At 70.8% G+C, this 23143-nt stretch carries 13 protein-coding genes and 1 pseudogene; 10 read left to right on the forward strand and 4 right to left on the reverse strand.

Going from position 1 to position 23143, the window contains the following annotated elements; all coding sequences use genetic code 11:
- The 10 genes and pseudogenes from EAO72_RS41870 to EAO72_RS09245 all read left to right on the forward strand — a co-directional run.
- Positions 1 to 542 (forward strand): annotated as a pseudogene (locus EAO72_RS41870) (acyl-CoA dehydrogenase); the annotation flags it as partial.
- 2 nt (positions 543 to 544) lie between these two features.
- Positions 545 to 829 (forward strand): acyl carrier protein, encoded by a 285-nt coding sequence (locus EAO72_RS09205; RefSeq protein ID WP_148016765.1) that lies wholly within the window; start codon positions 545 to 547, stop codon positions 827 to 829.
- An 87-nt stretch (positions 830 to 916) separates the two neighbouring features.
- On the forward strand, positions 917 to 9691 hold the full coding sequence (locus tag EAO72_RS09210; protein ID WP_261991385.1) for a non-ribosomal peptide synthetase: 8775 nt from the start codon (positions 917 to 919) through the stop codon (positions 9689 to 9691).
- A gap of 73 nt (positions 9692 to 9764) precedes the next feature.
- Positions 9765 to 9980, forward strand: a complete 216-nt coding sequence (locus EAO72_RS09215; protein WP_148016767.1) for an MbtH family protein — start codon at positions 9765 to 9767, stop codon at positions 9978 to 9980.
- Positions 9981 to 10051: 71 nt separating this feature from the next.
- Complete coding sequence (locus EAO72_RS09220; protein ID WP_148016768.1) at positions 10052 to 10882, forward strand: alpha/beta fold hydrolase; 831 nt, start codon at positions 10052 to 10054, stop codon at positions 10880 to 10882.
- Between the two features lie 82 nt (positions 10883 to 10964).
- Entirely contained in the window at positions 10965 to 11906 is a 942-nt protein-coding gene (locus EAO72_RS09225) for a TauD/TfdA family dioxygenase (RefSeq protein ID WP_148016769.1), read from the forward strand.
- 103 nt (positions 11907 to 12009) lie between these two features.
- Positions 12010 to 13212, forward strand: a complete 1203-nt coding sequence (gene hppD, locus EAO72_RS09230; protein WP_148016770.1) for a 4-hydroxyphenylpyruvate dioxygenase — start codon at positions 12010 to 12012, stop codon at positions 13210 to 13212.
- Positions 13209 to 14351, forward strand: a complete 1143-nt coding sequence (locus EAO72_RS09235) for an alpha-hydroxy acid oxidase (RefSeq protein ID WP_148016771.1) — start codon at positions 13209 to 13211, stop codon at positions 14349 to 14351. The genes hppD and EAO72_RS09235 overlap by 4 nt, the downstream gene beginning before the upstream one ends.
- 14 nt (positions 14352 to 14365) lie before the next feature.
- Positions 14366 to 15688: an aminotransferase-like domain-containing protein gene (locus EAO72_RS09240; RefSeq protein WP_410090171.1), complete on the forward strand. Its 1323-nt coding sequence runs from the start codon at positions 14366 to 14368 to the stop codon at positions 15686 to 15688.
- A 42-nt stretch (positions 15689 to 15730) separates the two neighbouring features.
- Complete coding sequence (locus tag EAO72_RS09245; protein ID WP_148016772.1) at positions 15731 to 16828, forward strand: prephenate dehydrogenase; 1098 nt, start codon at positions 15731 to 15733, stop codon at positions 16826 to 16828.
- 106 nt (positions 16829 to 16934) lie between these two features.
- Here the strand turns inward: EAO72_RS09245 and EAO72_RS09250 are convergent, their stop codons facing one another.
- From EAO72_RS09250 to EAO72_RS09265, 4 genes are all read right to left on the reverse strand, one after another.
- Positions 16935 to 17783 (reverse strand): ABC transporter permease, encoded by an 849-nt coding sequence (locus EAO72_RS09250; protein ID WP_148016773.1) that lies wholly within the window; start codon positions 17781 to 17783, stop codon positions 16935 to 16937.
- Positions 17784 to 17800: 17 nt separating this feature from the next.
- Entirely contained in the window at positions 17801 to 18742 is a 942-nt protein-coding gene (locus tag EAO72_RS09255; protein WP_148016777.1) for an ATP-binding cassette domain-containing protein, read from the reverse strand.
- Positions 18743 to 18750: 8 nt separating this feature from the next.
- Positions 18751 to 18978 carry an MbtH family protein gene (locus EAO72_RS09260; protein WP_315986296.1) on the reverse strand — a complete coding sequence of 76 codons (228 nt, stop codon included), beginning with the start codon at positions 18976 to 18978 and terminating at the stop codon, positions 18751 to 18753.
- Positions 18979 to 19108: 130 nt separating this feature from the next.
- On the reverse strand, positions 19109 to 23143 hold a 4035-nt coding region (locus EAO72_RS09265), incomplete at its 5' end, for a non-ribosomal peptide synthetase (RefSeq protein ID WP_148016775.1).

Here is a 23143-nt window from a genome sequence, read left to right on the forward strand (position 1 = left end):
GCCCGGCCGCGCCCGCGGACCTCTTCCGGCTCGACGCCGACCTGCCGGGCATCCCCTTCGACCGGCTGACCGTCAGCGCCGGTGGACGTGAGCGGCTCAGCCGCTCACTCGCCCCGGGTCTCGACGCGATCACCGGGCCGGATCACGAGCGGCGCGAGATCCATCGCGTCGGACAGCAGCTGACCGCGGAGCTCGCCCTGCTCGCCGAGGAGTGCGCCGCGATCCCGGCCAGTGAGCTGTCCGTCGCGGCCAGCTCCGCCGGCTACGACCTCACTCACCGGTACGTCAACGTTCTGGTGGGCGCCAGCTGCGTCGAACTGTGGCGCAACAACCAGCACCACCCGGACCCGTTCCTCGCCGACCCCGCCTGGGCGGCGGCCGCCCTGAACCGGCTCGCCCTGCGTCCGGGCACCCGGCCGGAGAACCTGCCCGGTCATCTCGAACAGCGGCTCTACGACGAGCTGCTGGAGCGCTACGAGTCCTCGACCAGTTTCGGTCTGGTGAGACGACAGCTCGCCGATCGCCTTCCCAAGGAGAACTGACCATGTCCAGCCCCATCGTCGAGAAGAACAACCAGGACCACTCCCCCGAGGAGCTGACCGGCTGGCTCAAGGAGCGCATAGCCGAGCACGTCCAGCTGCCGGCCGAGGAGATCGACCCCGACGTCTCCCTGGCCAACTACGGCCTCGACTCGCTCTACGCGCTGACCGTGGTCACCGAGATCGAGGAGCACCTGGGGCTGACGCTCGAGCCCACCATCATGTGGGACGCGCCCACGCTCAACGCCCTCGTCGAGGTCATCCGCGCCGAACTGGCCCACGCGGCCTGATCCCGCGGCAGCGGCCACCGGCCGGCCGGGTCCCCGATCCCCCACAGCACACAAGCTCGTCCGCAGAGAAACGTGAGTAGGTATTCAGTGTCAGAGCATGGGTCGGTTCGTCAGGCTGTCTCCGCGGCACAGATGGGGATCTGGGTCGCACAGCAGTTGGCTCCGGACAGCCCGCTGTACAACTGTGCCACCTGCTTCCGCGTCAGCGGACGGATCGACCACGCTCTGCTGGCCGAGGCCGTGCGCCGCACCGTCGCCGAGACCGACGCCCTGCGCGCGCGGTTCGACGACGACGGCGACGAGCCGCACCAGATCGTCGAACCCGCCGGCGAGGTGCCGGTGCAGTTCGTGGACGTGAGCACCGCGGCCGACCCGGACGCGGCCGCCCGCGCGTGGATGGACGACGACCTGTCCGTCCCGGCGGACCCGCGGGCCGGGCGGCTGTACACCCATGCCCTGTTCGAGCTCGGCCAGGACCGGACCCTCTTCTACTTCCGGCACCACCACCTCGTACTCGACGGCTACGGGCAGACCCTCTACCTCCGCCGGCTCGCCCAGACGTACACGGCGCTCGCGGCCGGCCAGGAGCCCGCTCCCACCCGGATCCGCCCGCTGGCCGAACTGCTCGACAGCGACGCCCGCTACCGGTCCTCGGCGCAGCACGACCGGGACCGCACGTACTGGCTGGACCTCTTCGGGGAGACCCCCGAGTCCTCGACGCTCACCGGCCGCACCGCCGAACCGTCGCCGAAACCCCTGCGCCGCAGCGCCCGGCTGACCTCCGGGCAGTTGGCCCGGCTGCGTGAGTCGGGCCGCTGGTCGCTCGTCCTCGTCGCCGCCGTCGCCGCGTACACCCACCGGCTGACCTCGACCGCCGACGTGGTGGTCGGCCTGCCGATGACCGCGCGCGCCGACGCCCTCGCCCTCACCACTCCCGCGATGCTCGCCAACGAAGTGCCGCTGCGGTTCACCGTGAGTCCGGGCCTGAGTCTGGCGGACCTGGTGCGCCAGGCGACCGCCCAGGTCAACGGCGCGCTGCGGCACCAGCGGTACCGCGGCGAGGACCTGCACCGCGAGCTGAACCTGTCCGGCGGGGCCGGCGGGCTGTCCTCGGTCATGGTCAACGCCATGTCCTTCGGCCAGGAGATCTCGTTCGGCGGCCTCGACACCGTGATGCACCCGCTGTCGACCGGCCCGGTCAGGGACCTTTCCATGACGTCTTTCGGCGACCCCATGGGGGACGAGGGCGTCCGGCTCGACTTCGACGGCAATCCGGCGCTCTACACCGAGGCCGAACTCGCCGCTCACCAGGACCGGTTCATCGCCTTCCTGACCGCGCTCGCCGCCGACCCCACCGCTCCCCTGAGCGGCATCGCCCTGCTCGGCGCGAGCGAGCGGGAGCGCGTCCTGGAGCAGTGGAACGCCACCGGGCGCCCGCTCCCCGACGCCTCGCTGCCCGAGCTCTTCGAAGCACGCGCCCGGACCGCCCCGGACGCCGTCGCCCTCGTCCACCGGGACAGCCGGCTCACGTACGGCGAACTCAACTCCCGCGCGAACCAGTTGGCCCGCCTGCTCGCCGGCCGGGGTATCGGCCCCGAACAGTACGTGGCCGTCGCCCTGCCCCGCTCCACCGACCTGGTCGTGGCCCTCCTCGCGGTCCTCAAGACCGGCGCCGCCTACCTGCCGGTGGACCCCGAATATCCCGTGGACCGCATCGCGTACGTCCTCGACGACGCGCGGCCGTCCCTCCTGCTGACCTGCGACGCGCTCGCGGACCGGATGCCGGCCGCCGGTGTGGAGCGGATCCTGCTCGACCGGGTGCGTACCGGCGCACTGCCCACCGCCGACCTGACGCGGGGCGAACGGACCGCGGAGGTACGGGGCGATCACCCGGCCTACGTGATCTACACCTCCGGCTCCACCGGGCGGCCCAAGGGCGTCGAGGTGACCCGCGCGGCGCTCGACAACTTCCTGGCCTCGATGGACGACCGGGTCTCTCTCACGGAGCACGACCGGCTGCTCGCCGTGACGACCGTCGGCTTCGACATCGCCGCCCTGGAGCTCTACCTCCCCCTGCTGTCGRGCGCCGCCGTCGTGGTCGCGGACCGTGACGCCGTACGGGACGTCGAGGCGCTCGGCGCGCTGATCCGGCACACCGGAGCCACGGTCATGCAGGCCACGCCCAGTCTCTGGCACGCCCTCGCGGCCGAGGACACCACCGCCCTCAACGGCCTGCGGGTCCTGGTGGGCGGCGAGGCGCTGCCCACCGAGCTGGCCCGCACGCTCACCGGGCACGCGGTGTCGGTGACGAACCTGTACGGCCCCACCGAGACGACCGTCTGGTCCACCGCTGCCACCGTCGCCACCGACACCGCCGTGTCGATCGGCCGTCCCGTCCTCAACACCCGTGTGTACGTGCTGGATCACGCACTGCACCCCGTACCGGCGGGTGTTCCCGGCGACCTGTACATCGCCGGATCCGGCCTGGCCCGCGGCTACCGGGGCCGCGCCGACCTCACCGCCGAACGCTTCGTCGCCGACCCGTTCGGCGCGCCGGGCTCCCGGATGTACCGCACCGGCGACCTCGTGCGATGGACCGCCGACGGGCAGCTGATGTACGAGCGGCGCGCCGATGACCAGGTCAAGCTGCGCGGCTTCCGCATCGAGCTCGGCGAGATCGAGTCGGTACTGCTCCGGCACCCGGCCGTCGGGCGGGCCGCGGTGATCGTCCGGGAGGACCGGCCGGGCGACCGGAGGCTGGTGGCCTACTTCGTACCCTCGGACGACAGCCTGGGCGCGGGGGCCGGTACGGACGAGCTCCGCGCCCACCTGGCGGCCTCCCTGCCCGACTACATGGTCCCGGCCGGCTTCGTGACGCTGCCCGCCCTGCCGCTCACCCCGAACGGCAAGCTCGACCGCAGGGCCCTGCCCGCCCCGGAGTACGGGACCGGCGACAATCAGGGCCGCGGTCCCCGCACCGCGCAGGAGGACACCCTGTGCGCACTGGCTGCGGAGATCCTCGGCGCCGCCGCGCTCAGCATCGACGACAACTTCTTCGAGCGGGGCGGCGACAGCATCATGGCCACCCGTCTGGTGGCCCGTGCCCGCCGGGCCGGTCTGCTGTTCACGGCACGCGACGTCTTCCGGCACAGGACGGTGGCCGGTCTGGCAGGCGTCCTGACCGTGGCCGACCGCCCCGACGAGACCCCGGCCGCCCCCGCGGACCTGGGTGTCACTCCGGCCGATCTGGCGCAGGCGCGCGAGGCGGTGCCCGACGCGGTGGACGTCCTTCCGCTGACCCCGCTGCAGGAAGGCCTGTTCTTCCACCACCAGTTCGACACCTCGGGCCTGGACTACTACAACGCCCAGCTGGTCCTGGAGTTCAGGGGCGCCCTCGACCCGGCCGCCCTGCGTGCCGCGACCGACCTGGTCCTCGCCCGGCATGCGAGCCTGCGCGCGGGCTTCCACCAGAGCGAATCCGGCCGCGCTCTCGCCGTCCTCGCCGCCGAGGCGCGGGCTCCGTGGCGCGAGGTGGACCTCACCGGCCGGTCGGAGCAGGAGCGCGAGGCCGCCTGCGAGGCCCTGCTCGACGAGGACCGCTGGACCCGCTTCGACCTGTCCCGCCCGCCCCTCGTCAGGCTCACCCTGGTCCGGCTGGCCCAGGACCGGTCGGTCCTCGTACTGACCAACCACCACATCATCCTGGACGGCTGGTCCTTGCCGCTCGTCGTGCGTGACGTACTCGCCCTGTACGCCGCCGACCCGGCCGGACATGACACCACCCGGCTGCCGGAGGTGCGCCCCTACCGCGACTACCTGGACTGGCTCGCCGTCCAGGACCGCGACCAGGCGGTCAAGGCCTGGAGTGCGGCGCTGGCCGGAGTGGACGAGCCGACCAGGCTGTCCGCCCCCGTACCCGGGGCAACACCCGCCGCCCAGAAGAGGGTGGAGTTCTCGCTCTCCGAGGAGACCACCGCCCAGCTCGCGCGCACCGCGCGCACGGTCGGCGTCACGCCCAACACCGTCGTCCAGGCCGCCTGGGCCGTACTGCTCGGCCGCCTCACGGGCCGGGACGACGTGGTCTTCGGCGTCACCACCGCGGGCCGCCCTGGCGGTCTGCACGGGGCCGAATCGATGGTGGGCCTCTTCGTCAACACCCTGCCCCTGCGGGCCGCACTGCGCCCGGCCGAGCCGGTGGCGGACTTCTTGCGACGGCTTCAGGACGAGCAGGCCGAACTGGTGGAACACCAGCACATCGGTCTGACCGAAATCCAACAGGCTTTGGGTGCGGGCGAGTTGTTCGACACCCTGACCGTCTTCGAGAACTTCCCCCTGGACCGGGCCACGATCGACACCCTGGCCGATGACGGCGGCCTGACCGTCGAGGGAGCCGAGATCCGTGGCGGCACCCACTACGCCCTCGGCCTGGCGGCCATCCCGGGCGACCGCATGGCCTTCCGCCTCGACTACCGTCCCGACCTGGTGGACACGGCGTACGCCGAGCAGGTCTCCGAGCGGTTCAGGTTCCTGGTGGAACAGCTCCTCACCGACGTGGCGGCGCCCGTCTCCCGGCTCGCTGTCCTGGGTGAGGACGAGCGGGGCCGGCTTCTTGAGGAGTGGGGAGCGGGGGCCGTTCCGGCTGCCGGCGCCGCTGATGCCGATGTGATGGGGCTGTTCGAGGCCCAGGTGGCGGCCACTCCGGATGCTGTGGCGTTGGTGTTCGAGGACACCCGCCTGTCCTACCGGGAGCTGGATGCCTGGGCCGACCGCCTGGCCCGCGTCCTCGCGGAGAACGGGGCGGGGCCGGAGACGTTCATCGCCGTCGCACTGCCCCGCTCCACCGAACTCGTCGTCGCACTCCTCGCCGTCCTCAAGACCGGCGGCGCCTACCTGCCCATCGACCTGGACTTCCCCGCCGACCGCGTCGAGTTCATGCAGGCCGAGACGGAACCGGTCATGGTCCTGGACCAGACCCTGTTCACCTCACTGAACACCCGGCGTTCCAGCGCACCACTACCGACCGACGCAAGCGGCACGACAGCCGCGTATGTGCTCTACACCTCCGGGTCCACCGGCCGCCCCAAGGGCGTCGTCGTCTCCCGCAGCGCACTGACCAACCTGCTCACCGACATGCACACCCGCATCCCCCTGACCACCGACGACCGGCTCCTCGCCGTCACCACGGTGGGCTTCGACATCGCCGGACTCGAACTCTTCGCACCCCTCACCACCGGCGCAACCGTCGTCCTCGCACCCCCCGGCCTCGTCCACGACCCCGCCACCCTCCGACGCACCCTGAACCAGGAACGGGTCACCGTCATGCAGGCGACCCCCAGCCTCTGGCGAGCCGTCACACCCGACGCGGGCCAGTCACTGCGCGGCGTCCGTGTCCTGGTCGGCGGCGAGGCCCTCCCCACCGACCTCGCCACACAACTCACCGCGAACGCCGCCTCTGTCCTGAATGTCTACGGACCCACCGAAACCACCATCTGGTCCACCACCGCCCCCGTCACACCGGACGACACGGTCACCATCGGCCGCCCGCTCACCAACACCCAGGTCTACGTCCTCGACGACCACCTCCAGCCCGTACCCGCCGGCGTCCCCGGCGAGCTCTACATCGCCGGCACCGGCGTCGCCCGCGGCTACCTCAAGCGCGCAGGTCTCACCGCCGAACGCTTCGTCGCCGACCCCTACGGCCCGACCGGAACGCGCATGTACCGCACCGGCGACATCGTCCGCTGGACCGACCAAGGCAACCTCGAATACCTCCGCCGCGCCGACGACCAGGTCAAGATCCGCGGACACCGCATCGAACTCGGCGAGATCGAAACCACCCTCACCGGCCTCGACAGCATCGCGCAGGCAGCCGTCATCGTCCGCGACGACCGCCTCATCGCCTACCTCACCGGCGACTCCCCCGACACCAACGCAGTACGTACCCAGCTGGCCCAGGCCCTACCGGACTACATGGTCCCGGCCGCCTTCGTCACCCTCGACGCACTGCCCCTGACCGCGAACGGCAAGCTCGACCGCAAGGCCCTGCCCGAACCCGAGTTCACCGGTGCCGCACAGAGCCGCGCCCCCAGAACCCCGCAGGAAGAAATCCTCTGCGGACTCTTCGCCGACATCCTCGGCCTGGAACGGGTCGGGATCGACGACAGCTTCTTCGACCTCGGCGGACACTCACTCCTCGCCACCCGCCTCGTCTCCCGCATCCGCACCGCACTCGACGCCGAACTCTCCGTACGCCAGCTCTTCGAGGCCTCCACAGTCGCCGCCGTGGCAGCGCTGGTTCAGCAGACGACTCTGGCCGACCTCCCGTCCGAACTCGAACTCCCCACCGACCGACCCCGCCCCACCACCCCCACACACCAGGGCGGCACCATCGAATTCCACATACCCCAAGAACTCCACACAGGCATCACCCGCCTCGCCCGCGAACAACAGGCCAGCGTCTTCATGGTCCTGCAAGCCGCACTCGGAGTCCTCCTCAACCACCACGGCGCAGGCACCGACATCCCCATCGGCTCCCCCATCGCAGGCCGCACCGACGACGCCGTCGAAGACCTCGTCGGCTTCTTCGTCAACACCCTCGTCCTCCGCACCGACCTCACCGGCAACCCCACCTTCACCGAGCTGCTGAAGCGGGTCCGGCAGACCGACCTCGCCGCCTACAGCAACCAAGACGTCCCCTTCGAACGCCTCGTCGAAATCCTCAACCCCGAACGCTCCACCGCACGCCACCCCCTCTTCCAAATCATGCTCAACCCGAACGTGACCTCGCAGTCGGTCGTGGGCGAGCTGGAGTTCGGCGGTCTCAAGGTGGAGCAGCAACCGGGTGGAACAGGGGCCTCGCGCTTCGATCTCTCCCTTTCCTACGCCGAGTTGGAGCAGACAGGCGGTATCGGTGCGGCTCTGGAGTTCAGTGCCGATCTGTTCGATGCGCAGACCGCCGAGGTGCTGTGCGAGCGGTTCGTACGCGTTCTGGACGCGGCCGTCGCCGCACCGGACACCCAGGTGTCACAGATCGACGTACTGAACGAGAACGAGCGTGCCCAGGTCGTAGAGGAGTGGGGAACGGGAGCCGCTCCGGCTGCCGGCACCGCTGATGCCGATGTGATGGGGCTGTTCGAGGCCCAGGTGGCGGCCACTCCGGATGCTGTGGCGTTGGTGTTCGAGGACACCCGCCTGTCCTACCGGGAGCTGGATGCCTGGGCCGACCGCCTGGCCCGCGTCCTCGTGGAGAACGGGGCCGGACCGGAGACGTTCATCGCGGTCGCACTGCCCCGCTCCACCGAACTCGTCGTCGCACTCCTCGCCGTCCTCAAGACCGGCAGCGCCTACCTGCCCATCGACCTGGACTTCCCCACCGACCGCGTCGAGTTCATGCAAGCCGAAACCGACCCCGTCCTGGTCCTGAACCAAACCCTCTTTTCTTCGCTGAACACCCGGAGTTCCAGCGCACCACTGCCGACCGACGCAAGCGGCACGACAGCCGCGTACGTCCTGTACACCTCCGGGTCCACCGGCCGCCCCAAGGGCGTCGTCGTCTCCCGCAACGCACTGACCAACCTGCTCACCGACATGCACACCCGCATCCCCCTGACCACCGACGACCGACTCCTCGCCGTCACCACCGTCGGCTTCGACATCGCCGGACTCGAACTCTTCGCACCCCTCACCACCGGCGCAACCGTCGTCCTCGCACCCCCCGGCCTCGCCCACGACCCCGCCACCCTCCGACGCACCCTGCACCAGGAACGGGTCACCGTCATGCAGGCGACCCCCAGCCTCTGGCGAGCCGTCACACCCGACGCAGGCGAATCACTGCGTGGCGTCCGTGTCCTGGTCGGCGGCGAGGCCCTCCCCACCGACCTCGCCACACAACTCACCGCGAACGCCGCCTCTGTCCTGAATGTCTACGGACCCACCGAAACCACCATCTGGTCCACCACCGCCCCCGTCACACCGGACGACACGGTCACCATCGGCCGCCCGCTCACCAACACCCAGGTGTACGTCCTCGACGACCACCTCCAGCCCGTACCTCCCACCGTTCCCGGCGAGCTGTACATCGCCGGCACCGGCATCGCCCGCGGCTACCTCAAGCGCGCAGGCCTCACCGCCGAACGCTTCGTCGCGAACCCGTACGGCCCGACCGGCACCCGCATGTACCGCACCGGCGACATCGCCCGCTGGACCGACCAAGGCAACCTCGAATACCTCCGCCGCGCCGACGACCAAGTCAAAATCCGCGGACACCGCATCGAACTCGGCGAAATCGAAACCGTCCTGACCGGCCTCGACAGCATCGCCCAGGCAGCCGTCATCGTCCGCGACGACCGCCTCATCGCCTACCTCACCGGCGACTCCCCCGACACCAACACCGTCCGCACCCACCTCGCCCAGACCCTCCCCGACTACATGGTCCCGGCCGCCTTCGTCACCCTCGACGCACTGCCCCTGACCGCGAACGGCAAGCTCGACCGCAAAGCCCTGCCCGACCCCGAATTCACCACCGCCCCACAGAGCCGCGCCCCCAGAACCCCCCAGGAAGAAATCCTCTGCGGACTCTTCGCCGACATCCTCGGCCTGGAACGGGTCGGGATCGACGACAGCTTCTTCGACCTCGGCGGTGACAGCATCCGGTCGCTCCAGCTCGTCTCCCACGCCATCCGCGAGGGCGTCACCTTCACGGTGAAGGACGTCTTCGAGCAGCGCACCGTGGCCGGACTCGTTTCCATCGCCCGAGCCGGCGACCTGCCCGGCGCGCCTTCGGCGGAGTTCGACGGCGACGCGACGCTCACCGGGCTGAGCCAGGACGAGCTGGACCTCCTTCAGGCCGAGTGGGAGTCGTAGGCCTCCCCTCCCGTCCCGTCAGCCCTCACCCGACAAACAGCCCCAGCAACCGAAGAAACAGGGAGCAGAAGAGATGGCCAACCCGTTCGAGGACCCCGAGGCCACGTACCACGTACTGGTCAACGACGAGCTGCAGCACTCCTTGTGGCCGGTGTTCGCCGACGTGCCGGAGGGCTGGACGGTCGCTCTCGCGGACAGCGGCAGGCAGGCATGCCTCGACTTCATCAACGAGCAGTGGACCGACATGCGGCCCCACAGCCTCGTGCAGGCGATGAACGCCATGCACTGATCCGCGCCCGGACCCCACACCCCCCACGGCAGAACCAACCACCTACGTCTCCCAGAGCGAAAGAGATCGCCATGCCAATCGTTCCGGTCAACGGAATTCGTCTGAGTTACGAGGACTCCGGTGGTACCGGCGAGCCCGTCGTCATGGTGATGGGGTCGGGCGCCACCGGCCGGGCGTGGCACCTGCACCAGGTTCCTGCCCTGGTCGCGGCGGGCTATCGGGTCATCACCTTCGAGAACCGCGGTATCGCGCCCAGTGCCCCCTGCGCCGACGGGTTCACCATCCAGGACATGGTGAACGACGTCATCGGCCTGATCAGGCACCTCCGTCTGGACGGCTGCCGGCTCGTCGGGACCTCTCTGGGTTCGTACGTCGTCCAGGAACTGGCCCTGCGCCGTCCTGACCTCGTGCAGAGTGCCGTGCTCCTTGCCACCCGGGGGCGTGTGGACGCCATGCGCCGGGCGCTGACGCGGGCGGAGATCGAGCTGTACGACTCCGGGGTGCGGCTTCCTCCGAAGTTCGACGCGGTGATCCAGGTGATGAGGAACCTGTCGCCGCGCTCGCTCCTGAACGACGTGGAGGTGAGCGACTGGCTGGAGGTCCTGGAGGCCACGTCCGGGAACGTCTCCGGGGAACGCGCGCAACTGGGCCTCGATCCGACGCCCTCGCGCCTGCCCGCGTACCGGAGCATTTCCGTCCCCTGTCACGTCATCGCGTTCCAGGACGACCTGGTCACGCCGCCCGAGCTGGGGCGTGAGGTGGCCGAGGCCATTCCGGGGGCCTCGTTCGAGGTCATTGCCGGATGCGGTCACTACGGATATCTGGAGGATCCGGACTCGGTGAACAAGGGCATCGTCGAGTTCTTCCGGACCGCCGCGGACCGGCAGACAGTCCGGCGCTGATCACGGTTCGGACCGGTCACCCCAGCCCGGGGGCCGGTGGCTGTTTCGCACTCTTTCCTTCCCTGAGCCAATTGAGGTCCCCATGAGTAAGCAGCACGGCTGGAAGCCGCTGGAGATCACCGCGGATGACGCCGGTGTCGATCCGACTCCGGCGGGTCTGGCCGAGTTCCTGGCCGACACCGACAAGATCAGCAGCATGCTCATCGCCGAGAAGGCGCTGGTGTTCCGCGGTTTCCAGGTCTCGGAGAGCACACTCGAACCGGCCATGGATCTGTTGCTGCCCAACCGGCTCGCCTATGTGCACGGGAACTCGCCGCGCAGCAAGGTCGGCAGCAACATCTACACCTCGACGGAGTACCCGCCCGAGCTGACGATCTCCATGCACAACGAGCTGTCGTACGCGCACGCGTGGCCGTCCCGGCTGCTGTTCTTCGCGGCGCACGAGCCGACGACGGGCGGGGCGACGCCGGTGGTGGACGGCACGCTGTGGCTGGAGTCGCTGGATCCGGCGATCCGTGAGGCCTTCGCGGGCGGTGTCCGCTACTCGCAGAACCTGCACGGCGGCCGGGGGCTGGGCAAGAGCTGGCAGGACACCTTCGAGACCGATGACCGGGCGGAGGTCGAGGCCTTCCTGAAGGGCACGGAGGCCGAGTGGGAGTGGCGCGGCGACGGCGGGCTCCGGGTGACGCAGCTGCGTCCCTCGACGGTCCGGCACCCGGTGACGGGGGTCGAGGTGTGGTTCAACCAGTCCGACCAGTGGCACCCGGCCGCGCTCGGTGACGAGATGGCGGCCGAACTCGCGCAGATCCTGCCCGAGGAGGAGCTGCCCCAGTCCGTCAGGTTCGCCGACGGGAGCGCGATCCCGGACGAGTACGTGATCGAGGTGCGGGACAAGGGGCTCGACGCGGCGGTCGACGTCGACTGGCACACCGGTGACCTCCTGCTCATCGACAACGTGCTGGTGGGCCACGGGCGTCGGCCGTTCACCGGTCCCCGCCGGATTCTGGTCGCGATGTCCGACTGAGGGACCGGGTCCCCACGCGCCGTCCGCGACCGCGCGGCGCGGGGCGTCCGGCCGCCCAGGACGCCACAGATCTGCTCCGCCCCTACTCGAGAACAGGATCACCATGTCCTCAGAACCGATCTCCGAACCGTCTTCCGAAGCGACCTCCGGAGCAACCTCGGGAGCGACCTCCGCACCGATAGCGTCCGCCCCCACGGTGCCCGCCGCCGGGACCAGCAGCGGCACCGGCCATCTCGACGGTCTGCGGCTCGACCACGTCGAGCTGTACGTCGAGGACCTGGACGCCAGCACCGGTCACTGGGTCGACCGTTACGGATTCACCGTGGTGGGCACCGCGGGCTCTCCCGAGGAGGGTTTCCGCAGTGTCGCGCTGCGCCAGGGCCGGATCACGATGGTGCTGACCGAGGGCATCAGTGACGAGCACCCCGCGTCGGTGTACGTACTCGGCCACGGTGACGGTGTCGCCGCCATCGCCCTGCGTACGGATGATGTCGCGGCGGCCCACGCGGAGGCCGTCGGGCGGGGTGCGAGGTCGTTGGCGGAGGTGGCCGGGCACCAGGGCGGCGGGGTCCTCGCGACCGCGACCGTGGGGGCGTTCGGAGATCTGACGCACCCGCTGGTCGAGCGGGAGGCCTCGGACACCGCCGGGCTGCCGGCCGGCTTCCGGCCGGTGGAGCACGCGGAGGTGCCCGACCGCGGGGTGGGTCTGCTGGAGATCGACCACTTCGCCGTGTGCGTGAACATCGGGGAGCTGGATCCGACGGTCCGCTTCTACCAGGAGGTCCTGGGCTTCGCGGAGATCTTCGAGGAGCGGATCGCCGTCGGTACCCAGGCCATGCTGTCGAAGGTGGTGCAGAGTCCCTCCGGCGAGATCACCTTCACGATCATCCAGCCGGACCCGTCGGCCGACGCCGGCCAGATCGACGAGTTCCTGAAGAACCATGACGGTGCGGGCATCCAGCACATCGCGTTCTCCAGCGACGACGCGCCCCACACGGTGCGCACGCTCTCCGGGCATGAGGTCGGCTTCCTGAAGACACCCGCCGCGTACTACGAGCTGCTGGGGCAGCGGCTCTCGCTGCGGAAGCACTCGCTGGACGAACTGCGCGAGCTGAACCTCCTCGTCGACGAGGACCACGGCGGTCAGCTGTTCCAGATCTTCACGCGGTCGACGCACGCCCGGCGCACCCTGTTCTTCGAGGTCATCGAGCGGATCGGCGCCGAGACCTTCGGCAGCTCCAACATCAAGGCGCTGTACGAGGCGGTCGAGGTCGAGCGGCAGCGCGAGATCGGGCTGCCGCGGTGAGCAGTGGCACGGTTCCGGCGGCGGTGAGCATCGGCGAGGTGGAGCAGGCCGCTGCCGCTTTGCTCCCCCGGCCGGTGTGGGACTTCGTGTCCGGTGGCAGTGGCGCCGAACTGACGCTCGCGGCCAACCGCACGGCTCTGGACCGCGTCCGGCTGGTTCCGCGTGCGCTGCGGGACGTCTCGGCGTGCTCGACGGCGTCGACCCTGCTCGGCCGTGGAGTGTCGATGCCGGTGGCCACCGCGCCGATCGGTTACCACCAGCTGGTCCACCCCGAGGGCGAGCTGGCGGCGGCCCGTGCGGCGAAGGAAGCCGGAGTCCCGTTCACCGTGGGGACGTTGAGCAGCTTCCCGCTGGAGCAGGTCGCCGAGGTGGGTGCCACCACCTGGTTCCAGCTGTACTGGCTGCGCGACCGTGCCCTGTCGTACGCGCTTGTGCGCAGGGCCGAGGACGCCGGCTGCTCGGCCCTGGTCCTCACCGTCGATGTGCCGTGGATGGGCCGGCGGCTGCGGGACGTACGCAACGGGTTCTCGTTGCCTCCCGAGGTACGGGCCGCGAACTTCGCCGTGGACACGGCTTCCGAGGCGCATCGTGCGGTTCCGGGTGCTTCGGCCCTCGCCTCGCACACCAGCACGGCGTTCGCTCCGTCGCTGAGCTGGGCGGACGTGCGGGAGCTGCGGTCGCGGACGGAGTTGCCCCTGATCGTGAAGGGCATCCTCGATCCGGAGGACGCCGTGCGGGCCGCGGAGTGCGGCGCGGCCGCCGTGGTCGTGTCCAACCACGGCGGGCGCCAACTGGACGGCGCGATCCCGGCCGTCGACGCGCTCGAAGCGGTGTGTGCCGCGGTCGACGGGCGCATCGAGGTTCTGGTGGACAGCGGTTTCCGCAGCGGGGTCGACGTGCTGAAGGCACTGGCGCTCGGCGCGAACGGTGTCCTCGTGGGCCGGCCCCTGCTGTGGGGGCTCGCGGCGGGCGGCGAGGCCGGGGCGCGCGAGGTCCTGGGCTTGCTGGCGGCTGAGCTGCGCGACGCCCTCGGCCTGGCGGGCTGCGCGAACGTGAGCGAGGCGGGCCGGCTGCGTACCGGCAGAGGCCCGTTGCCCGTGGACCGGGCGCCGAAACACCACGAAGGGATCCCGCGGTGACCACCCTGCCGAACGTGACGACCGCATACGCTGCCGCGGCCGCCGCCCAGCTGAGCACCGCCGGCCTGCACGGCTCGCTGGAGGACCCCGCGCTGGGGTCGATGAACTTCCTGAACGAAATCGCTCATCTCCACCCGGGCGCGATCTCGTTCGCGCCTGGCAGGCCCTTCGAGGGATTCTTCGAGACCGGCCAGGTCCATGACTACCTGCGGCGCTTCGAGCAGTACCTGAAGGAGGAGAAGGGGTACGGCGACGAGGAGGTGCGGCGCACGTTCTTCCAGTACGGGCGCACCAACGGCATCATCCACGAACTGATCGCCGACCATCTCCGGGTCGACGAGGGCATCTCGGTGCCCGCCGGGTCCGTGGTCGTGACGGTGGGCTGCCAGGAGGCGATGTTCCTGGTGCTGCGCGCCCTGCGCAGGGACGACCGGGACGTCGTGCTGGCCGTCTCGCCGAGCTACGTCGGTCTGAAGGGCGCGGCCCGGCTGGTCGACATGCCGGTCCTCGAAGTGGCGGGCGGCCCGCACGGGATCGACCTGGACAGCCTCGCGGCCACGGTCCGCGAGGCGCGCGCGAGCGGACTGCGGCCACGCGCCTGCTATCTGGTGCCCGACTTCTCCAATCCGGCCGGCACGAGCATGGACCGGGAGACCCGGCAGGCCGTCCTGGCCTTCGCGGAGCAGGAGGATCTGCTGCTCCTGGAGGACAATCCGTACGGCTACTTCAGTGCGGACGGCGTCCGGCTGCCCACGCTGAAGGCCCTCGACACTCACCGCCGGGTCGTCTACCTGGGGTCGTTCGCCAAGACCGGTCTGCCGGGGGCCCGCATCGGGTTCGCGGTGGCCGATCAGAGCGTGGCGGGCGCGGACGGCGAAGTGGGGCTGTTCGCCGACCAGCTCTCAAAAATCAAGAGCATGGTCACGGTCAACACCTCGCCCATCGCCCAGGCCGTCATCGCCGGCAAGCTGCTCACGTACGGGAACAGTCTGCTCAAGGCCAACGAGCGGGAGATCGCGGTGTACCGGGGCAACCTGGAGCGGCTCCTCGCGGGGCTGCGCCGGCACTTCCCGGCAGGCGGCGGTTCAGGAGTGCGCTGGAACACGCCGCGCGGTGGCTTCTTCCTCGTGCTGGACGTGCCGTTCCCCGCCGACGAGAAGCTGCTCGAAGCATCGGCCCGTGACTACGGCGTGCTCTGGACGCCCATGCGGTACTTCAGTACCGAGGACGCGGCGGAACGGCAGATCCGGCTGTCGTACAGCCTGGTCACCCCGGAGCAGATCGACGAAGGGCTCGAAAGGTTCGCCGCGCTGGTGGCCGACCGTCTCAACGGCTGACCGGCCGCATTCCCGACGTCTGGAAGTGGAGTCCCGTTTCCCATGCGCACCGCTGTCATAGCCGGTACCGGCCTGATCGGCACGTCCATCGCCCTCGCTCTGCGTGAACGGGGCATCACCACGTATCTGACCGACGCCGATCCCGCCGCGCTGCAGACCGCCGAGGCGCTCGGCGCCGGGCGGGCCGAGCAGCCGCGCGAGGTGGCGGACATCGCGATCCTCGCGGTGCCGCCGGTGCGGGTGGCACCCGTGCTCGCGATGCTCCAGAAGCGGGGAACGGCCCGCTTCTACACGGATGTCGCGAGCGTCAAGGGCCTGCCGAGCGAGCGGATCGAGGCGCTGGGATGCGACCTGACGTCCGTGGTGGGCGGGCATCCGCTGGCCGGCGGTGAGCGGTCGGGGCCGCTGGCCGCCCGCGCCGATCTCTTCGAGGGGCGCCCCTGGGTCTTGGTGCCGTCCGCCGCGACCAGTGATTCGGCGCTCAACTGCGCCTTGGAACTCACGGCGTTGTGCGGGGCCACGCCCGTGCTGTTCGACGCGGAGGACCACGACCGTGCGGTGGCGCTCGTCTCGCACGCCCCGCATCTGATAGCGAGCCTGGCCGCGGCCCGTCTTCTGGACGGGAACGAGTCGGCGCTGCGCCTGGCCGGGCAGGGGCTGCGTGATGTCACCCGCATCGCGGGGGGCAGTCCGGCGCTGTGGACGGACATCCTGTCGGCGAACGCGGGGCCGGTCGCCGATGTCCTGGAGGCCTTCGCCGGCGATGTCCTCGAAGCGGTGGCGGCGCTGCGGCGGTCCGCCGAAGGGCGCGGCGGTGAGCCGGAGCTGTCCGAGGCCTTGCAGCGCGGGGTGGACGGGCGGGCCAGGATCCCCGGCAAGCACGGGGTGCCCGATGCGGCGTTCACCGCGGTGGAGGTCTCCGTGGGCGACAGTCCCGGAGAGCTGGCCCGGCTGTTCACCGATGTGGCGGCGGCCGGGGCCAACATCGAGGACATCGGCATCGACCACTCGGCCAAGCAGCTGCTCGGGCGGGCGAGTCTCGCGGTGGCCGCCGGCACGGAACACGCGCTCGCGCAGGAGCTGCGGCACCGGGGCTGGGCGGCGCAGGCCTCGAACTGGCCGGGCGGCCGGGGCGCATAGCGTCCGGCACGGACAGGACAGCGGAGCCGCTCCCCGGGGGGAGCGGCTCCGCTGCCTTGTCCGCGCTGTCCCGCGGGCGCGGATGCGCCTCGGAGGGGAGGCGTGCTCAGGCGTTGGGGGCCCGCTGGAAGCACTTCGCAGCGACGAAACCGGCCAGTGCCAGCAGTAGGGCGCTCGTGCCGAGCGCGCCGAGCACCCCGAGCCCCAGGTCCCAGCCCAGTGCGAGCCGCCGCGAACCGTCCACCGCGTACGTCACCGGATTGACCTTGGCCACGACCTGCAGCCACTCCGGCAGCCCCTTCAGCGGGACGAACGCGCTGGAGGCGAACATCAGCGGGAACATCACCAGGACCGCGATGCTCGACATGACCTCGACGCTCCGCAGCCACGCGGCGAGCGCGATGAAGCACCAGATCAGGGACCAGATGACGAACACCGTGAGCAGCAGGGCCGCGGCCGTGCCGAGCACACCGCCGGACGGCCGGAAGCCGAAGAAGACCGTGCCGCAGGCCAGCAGGACGAGCAGTTCGGTGAAGACGCGCAGCAGATCGGCCAGCGAGCGGGCGACCAGGACCAGCGGCAGCCTGGTGGGCAGCACCCGGAACCGGGCCACGATGCCGTTGTCCATGTCCTTGACGAGACCCACGCCTGCGCCCTGCGCGGACCCGATGCCGGTGGTGACGAGCAGCGCGGGCACCAGGTAGTCGATGTAGCGCACCCCGTGGGGGAAGTCGTCGCGGTTCGCCATGCTGCCGAAGATCTCGCTCAGCAGCAACAGCATGATCAGCGGTTGGAGCAGGCTGAACAGCGCGAGCCGGGTATCGCCGTACATGGACCGGATCTGCCGGCCGGTGAGCACCCACAACTGGGCGCGGATGCTGCCGCCGCGCCATTCGGCTGTGGTGTCGGGCACGGCGACGGGTGCCGTGTCCGGGGTGCGTTCCTGGAGGGCCAACGGAGACTCCCGCGATGTCAGGCCGCGCCTGCGAGGGCCGTCGGCGATTGGGTGAGTGCCAGATAGACGTCGTCCAGCGACGGCTCCTTGACCGTGAGTTCGACGAGCTCGGCGCCCACGGTGTCGAGTGCCCGGACCACGGCCGCGATATCGGCGGAGGTGTCCACGGGCGTGCTCAGGGTGTGCCGCTCCGGGTCCGAGCGCGGCTGGAAGCCCGCCGCCGCCAGTGCTCCGGTGGCCGCCGACAGGTCGGAGTCCGAGGTCAGCGCGGCATGCACCGCGCGGCTTCCCAGTTCCGCCTTGAGCCGGCCGCTGGTGCCCGACGCGATGACGCGGCCCTTCGACAGGACGGTGATCCAGTCGGCGAGCCGGTCGGCCTCGTCCAAGTACTGCGTGGTCAGCAGCACCGTCGTACCGTCGGCCACCAGGCCCTCGACCGTCTCCCACAGCGCGATGCGGGTCGTCGGGTCGAGCCCTGTCGTGGGCTCGTCCAGGAACAGCACGTCGGGTCGGCCCACGAGACTGGCCGCGAGGTCGAGCCGCCTGCGCATCCCGCCCGAGTACGTGCGGGACGGCTGCTTCGCGGCCTCGGTCAGGCGGAACAGTTCGAGCAGTTCGGTGGCCCGGGCCGCCGCCTCGCGCCTCCCCGCCCCGAGCAGCCGGGCGATCAGGACCAGGTTGCCGTAGCCGGACAGGTACTCGTCGACCGAGGCGAACTGCCCGGTCACACCGATCCTGGCGCGCACCGCGGCCCCCTGCGTGGTCACGTCGCACCCGGCGACCCGGACCGTGCCCGCGGTCGGGGGCGACACCGTGGACAGGATGTTCACCAGGGTCGTCTTGCCCGCGCCGTTGTGGCCGAGCAGCCCGAGGACCTTGCCCCGGGCGACTTCGATGTCCACGCCGTTCAGGGCGTGGACATCGCCGAAGCTCTTGCAGACCCCGGCCGCCTCGATCATGACCTCGTTCAAGCCGCGTCCGCCCCGGAACCCGCCATGGCCTCGACGAGGCTCTTGGGCCGCATGTCGGTCCAGTTCAGGTTGATGTACTCCAGGCACGCGGCGCGGTCGGTCTGCGCGAGGGCGACCGTCCAGCCCGCGGGTACCTCGGCGAAGGCCGGCCAGAGCGAGTGCTGGGCCTCGTCGTTGACCAGTACGAGGTAGCCGGCTTCCTGATCTTCGAACGGGTTGCTCATCAGATGCTCCTTGTGCTGCTCGGTGGTGCTGTCAGTCGGGTGGGGCGGTCGGTCGGGGGTGCGGTCGGTCGAGGTGCTGCGGGTCGGTCGAACTGCGGTCGGCCGGTGCTGCGGTCGGTCGGTGGTGCGGTCAGTGCGTGTTGTGCGCTTCGACGGGCCCGGGAACTTCCGGATCCCGTACGTGCTTGGCGAGGACCGTCGCGATCTCGGCGACCGCCGCCGGCTCGATCATCAGGTCCTCGTGCAGGAAGTCCAAGACGTGCTCGGTGATGTCCCCGGACACGTACGGCCGCCACACCTCGGCGTTGAACGTCGCGTCGTCCCTGCTGAACGAGGCGCCGGACGAGTAGAACAGGACGTCGCCGGTGAACCGCTCCGGCCGGAGGCCACGGGTCAGCGCGGTGCTGTTGACGTAGACGCGGACCGCGGCCCCGATGTCGCCGCCGGGAAGATGCCCCAGCGGGTGACCCTTGGCACGGAGCTCCGCGAGTACCTCCTCCTCCTGCCCGGGGCCCACCTGCTCGGTGTCGAAGCCGACGTCCGCGTTGATCTGCGCGGTGAGTTCGGCCGGGTCCCAGTCCGCACGGGTGGGCCGCACCGGGTACGCGTCGACGATGGCGAGGAGTGCCACCTGCTGTCCCTGGCTCTGCAGCCGGGTGGCGACCCGGTGGGCGAGGAGTCCGCCCATGGACCAGCCGATGAGCTGGTACGGGCCCTCGGGCTGCACGGTCCGGATGTGTGCGCAGTACTCGTCGATCATCTCTTCGAGGGTCCCGGCCGGCGGTTCCTGGCCCAGCAGCCCGCGCGCCTGGAGCGCGTACACGGGGAGATCGGCGGGGAGCTGGCCGGCGAGGCGGCCGTAGCACCAGCCGATGCCGAGCGCCGGGTGCAGGCAGAAGAGCGGCGTGCGGTGTCCGGCGGTCCGCAGGGGCAGCACCGGTGAGAACGAGTCGCTGCTGCTCCCGGCGTCCAGCTGGCGCAGCAGCCCGGCCACCGTGGGCGACTGGAACAGGTCGCGTACCGAAACGTCCCGGCCCAGCGCCTTGCGGACACCGTTGACAAGCCGGGTGGCCAGCAGGGAGTGTCCACCGAGCGCGAAGAAGCTCTCCTCGGTCCCGACCCGCTCCAGGCCGAGCACCTGCGCGAACAGGCCGCACAGGATCTGCTCCTGCGGGGTGACCGGCTCGCCGCGCCCCTCCCCGCCGTACGCGGGGGCCGGCAGCGCGCCCCGGTTCAGTTTGCCGTTGGGAGTCAGCGGCAGCGCGTCGATCAGGACGACGAACGGCACCATGTACTCGGGCAGTTGGGTCGCCGCGAGGTCGCGCAGTGCGGCCGTCTCGGGGTGGGCGTCCGGGGCCGGCACCACATAGGCGACGAGGCGTTTGTCGCCCGGCCGGTCCTCCCGTCCGAGCACGGCGACCTGCGCCACCCCGGCCGCACCGGCGAGTACGGTCTCCACCTCCGCCGGTTCCACCCGGAAGCCGCGGATCTTGACCTGGTCGTCGGCCCGGCCCACGAACTCCAGCAGCCCTTCCCCGGACCACCGCACGAGGTCACCCGTGCGGTACATACGCGTCCCGGGCGCGGCGAACGGGTCGGCCACGAAACGCTCAGCCGTCAGGTCCGGCCGCCCGGCGTACCCGCGCGCCAGACCGGATCCCGCGATGTACAGCTCCCCGGGCACTCCGGCGGGCACCGGCCGCAGTCCGGCGTCCAGGACATAGACCCGGGTGTTGTCCAGGGGTCGCCCCAGCGGCAAGCCGTCGGCTGCCCGGTACGGGGCCGAGACCGCGTGCCCGGTGGCACACAGCGTGATCTCGGTCGGCCCGTACAGATGGCGGACCGTCGTCGCGGGGTTGGCCCCGATGACCTGCTCGACCGCGCTCGCGGAGACGACATCGCCGCCGGTGAGGACCTCACGGACGTGGCCGAAGGTCGCGGAGAGCTCCTCGGCCATGGTCCGGAACAGGCCCGCTGTCAGATGCAGATGGCTGATGCCGTGCGCGCGGACCAGCCGGTCGAGGGTCGCGGCATCCACGTCGCCCGCCGGGGCGACCACGACCCGGGCGCCGCGGAGCAGCGGCAGCCAGATCTCGTAGACGGAGATGTCGAACGCGTGCGGCGCGTGCATCAGCACCCGGTCGTGCGGGCCGATCCCCCACCCGCGGTTCATGGCGAGGTCGATCACAGCACGTTGGGTCACGGAGACGCCCTTGGGCTTGCCCGTGGAACCGGACGTGTACATCACGTATGCGAGGCGATCGGGCTCGATGCGCGTCGGCAGGGAGGCCCGCGTGGCGGCCTCGACGGGCTTGTCGGCCCTGGGTTCCTCGGTCCCGGACTCCTCTGTCCCGGACTCTTCGGCGATCAGCACCTCCGTCCCGCCCGCGCGCTGCTCGGCGACCAGTTCGTGCCCTGCCAGGTCGCGGCTGATCACAAGGACCGGTGCCCGGGCCTCGTCGAGCACCGACCTCATCCGTGCGGTCGGATAGCCGGTGTGCAGGGGTACGTACACGCCGCCCGCCCGCATCACCGCGAGCAGTGCTGCCACCAGATCCGCAGACCGCTCCATCAGGACGGCGACGGGCGTCTCGGCGCGCACCCCCAGCCCGACGAGCCGTTCGGCGAACTCGGCTGTACGGGCGTCCAGTTCGCGGTACGTCCACCGGGTCTCGCCGCACTCGACGGCCACGGCGTCCGGGGTGCGGGCCGCCTGTGCCGCGATCAGTTCCGGCAGGGAGGCTGCGGGAACCGGCGCACCGGTGGCGTTCCAGTCGTGGACCATCTGCTGCCGCTCCGGGCCCGAGAGGATCTCGATCTCGCCGATCCGGACCCGGGGGTCGGCGACGGCGGCGTTCAGCAGCCGTACGAGCCGCTCCGCGAGCTCCACGACGGTCTCCCGGTCGAAGAGGTCGAGGCTGTACTCGATCTGCCCGAGGATCCCCGCGGCCCCGCCGGATGCGGTGCGCTGCTCGGCGAGCACGACGTTCAGGTCGAACTTCGCGGTGCCGACGTGTACCCGCTGCCGCTCCGGCGCGACACCGGAGAGATCGAGCACCGCCGCCTCGGTGTTCCAGCTCAACGCCGTCTGGAACAGCGGGTGCCGGGACAGCGACCGCTCCGGGTTGAGGACCTCGACCAGCCGCTCGAACGGTACGTCCTGCCGGCCGAACGCCGCCAGGTCGGTGCGGCGGACCCGGTCGAGCAGCTCACGGAAGGTGGGGTTGCCGGAGAGGTCGGTACGCAGCACGAGAGTGTTGACGAAGAACCCCACGAGGTTCTCCACCGCGGCATCGTCCCGCCCGGCGACGGCGGTGCCCAGCGGAATGTCCGTCCCCGCACCCAGCCGGGACAGGAGCGCCGCGAGGGCCGCCTGCACCACCATGAACGGGGTGACGTTCTGCCGGCCCGCCAGCTCCACGACAGCGGCGTGCAGCTCGGCGGACAGGTCGAGGTCGACGCTCCCGCCGCGATGGGACGGCTCGGCGGGCCTCGGACGGTCGGTGGGCAGCTCAAGCTCTGCCGGCAGTCCCTCCAGTGCCGCTTTCCACGCGTCGAGTTGCCGGGAGGCCAGGCTGTCGGGGTCGTCCTCGGAGCCGAGGTTGGCGCGCTGCCAGAGGGTGAAGTCCGCGTACTGCACGGGCAGCGGGGTCCAGGCAGGAGCCCGGCCCTCGACCCGTGCCGCGTACGCCGTCGTCAGATCCCTGGCCAGGGGCCCCATCGACCAGCCGTCGCCCACGATGTGATGCATCAGGAGAAGCAGTACACGCCGATCCGGGCCGGTCTCGAACAGCCATGCCCTGAAGGGCAGTTCACCGGACAGGTCGAAACCGTGCCGGGCGGCCGTTGCGAGCTGCTCGTCAAGATCCGCCTCCGTCGTGGCCACCACGTCGAGAGCGGGCACGGCCCGGTCCGCATCGAGGATCACCTGCTGGGGGTCTGTGGTGTCGGTGTGCTGGGTGAAGAGGGTGCGGAGGGATTCGTGGCGTGCCACGACGTCGGTGAGTGCGGTGTGGAGTGCGGGGGTGTCGAGGGTGCCGGTGAGGCGGAGGGCGATGGGGATGTTGTAGAGGGAGCTGCCGGGTTCGTACTGGTGGAGGAACCAGAGGCGTTGCTGGGCGAAGGAGAGGGGGATGTGTGCGGGTCGGGGTCCTGCGGTGATGGC

This window comes from Streptomyces sp. OR43 (genome assembly GCF_008042275.1).
Taxonomy (GTDB): domain Bacteria; phylum Actinomycetota; class Actinomycetes; order Streptomycetales; family Streptomycetaceae; genus Streptomyces.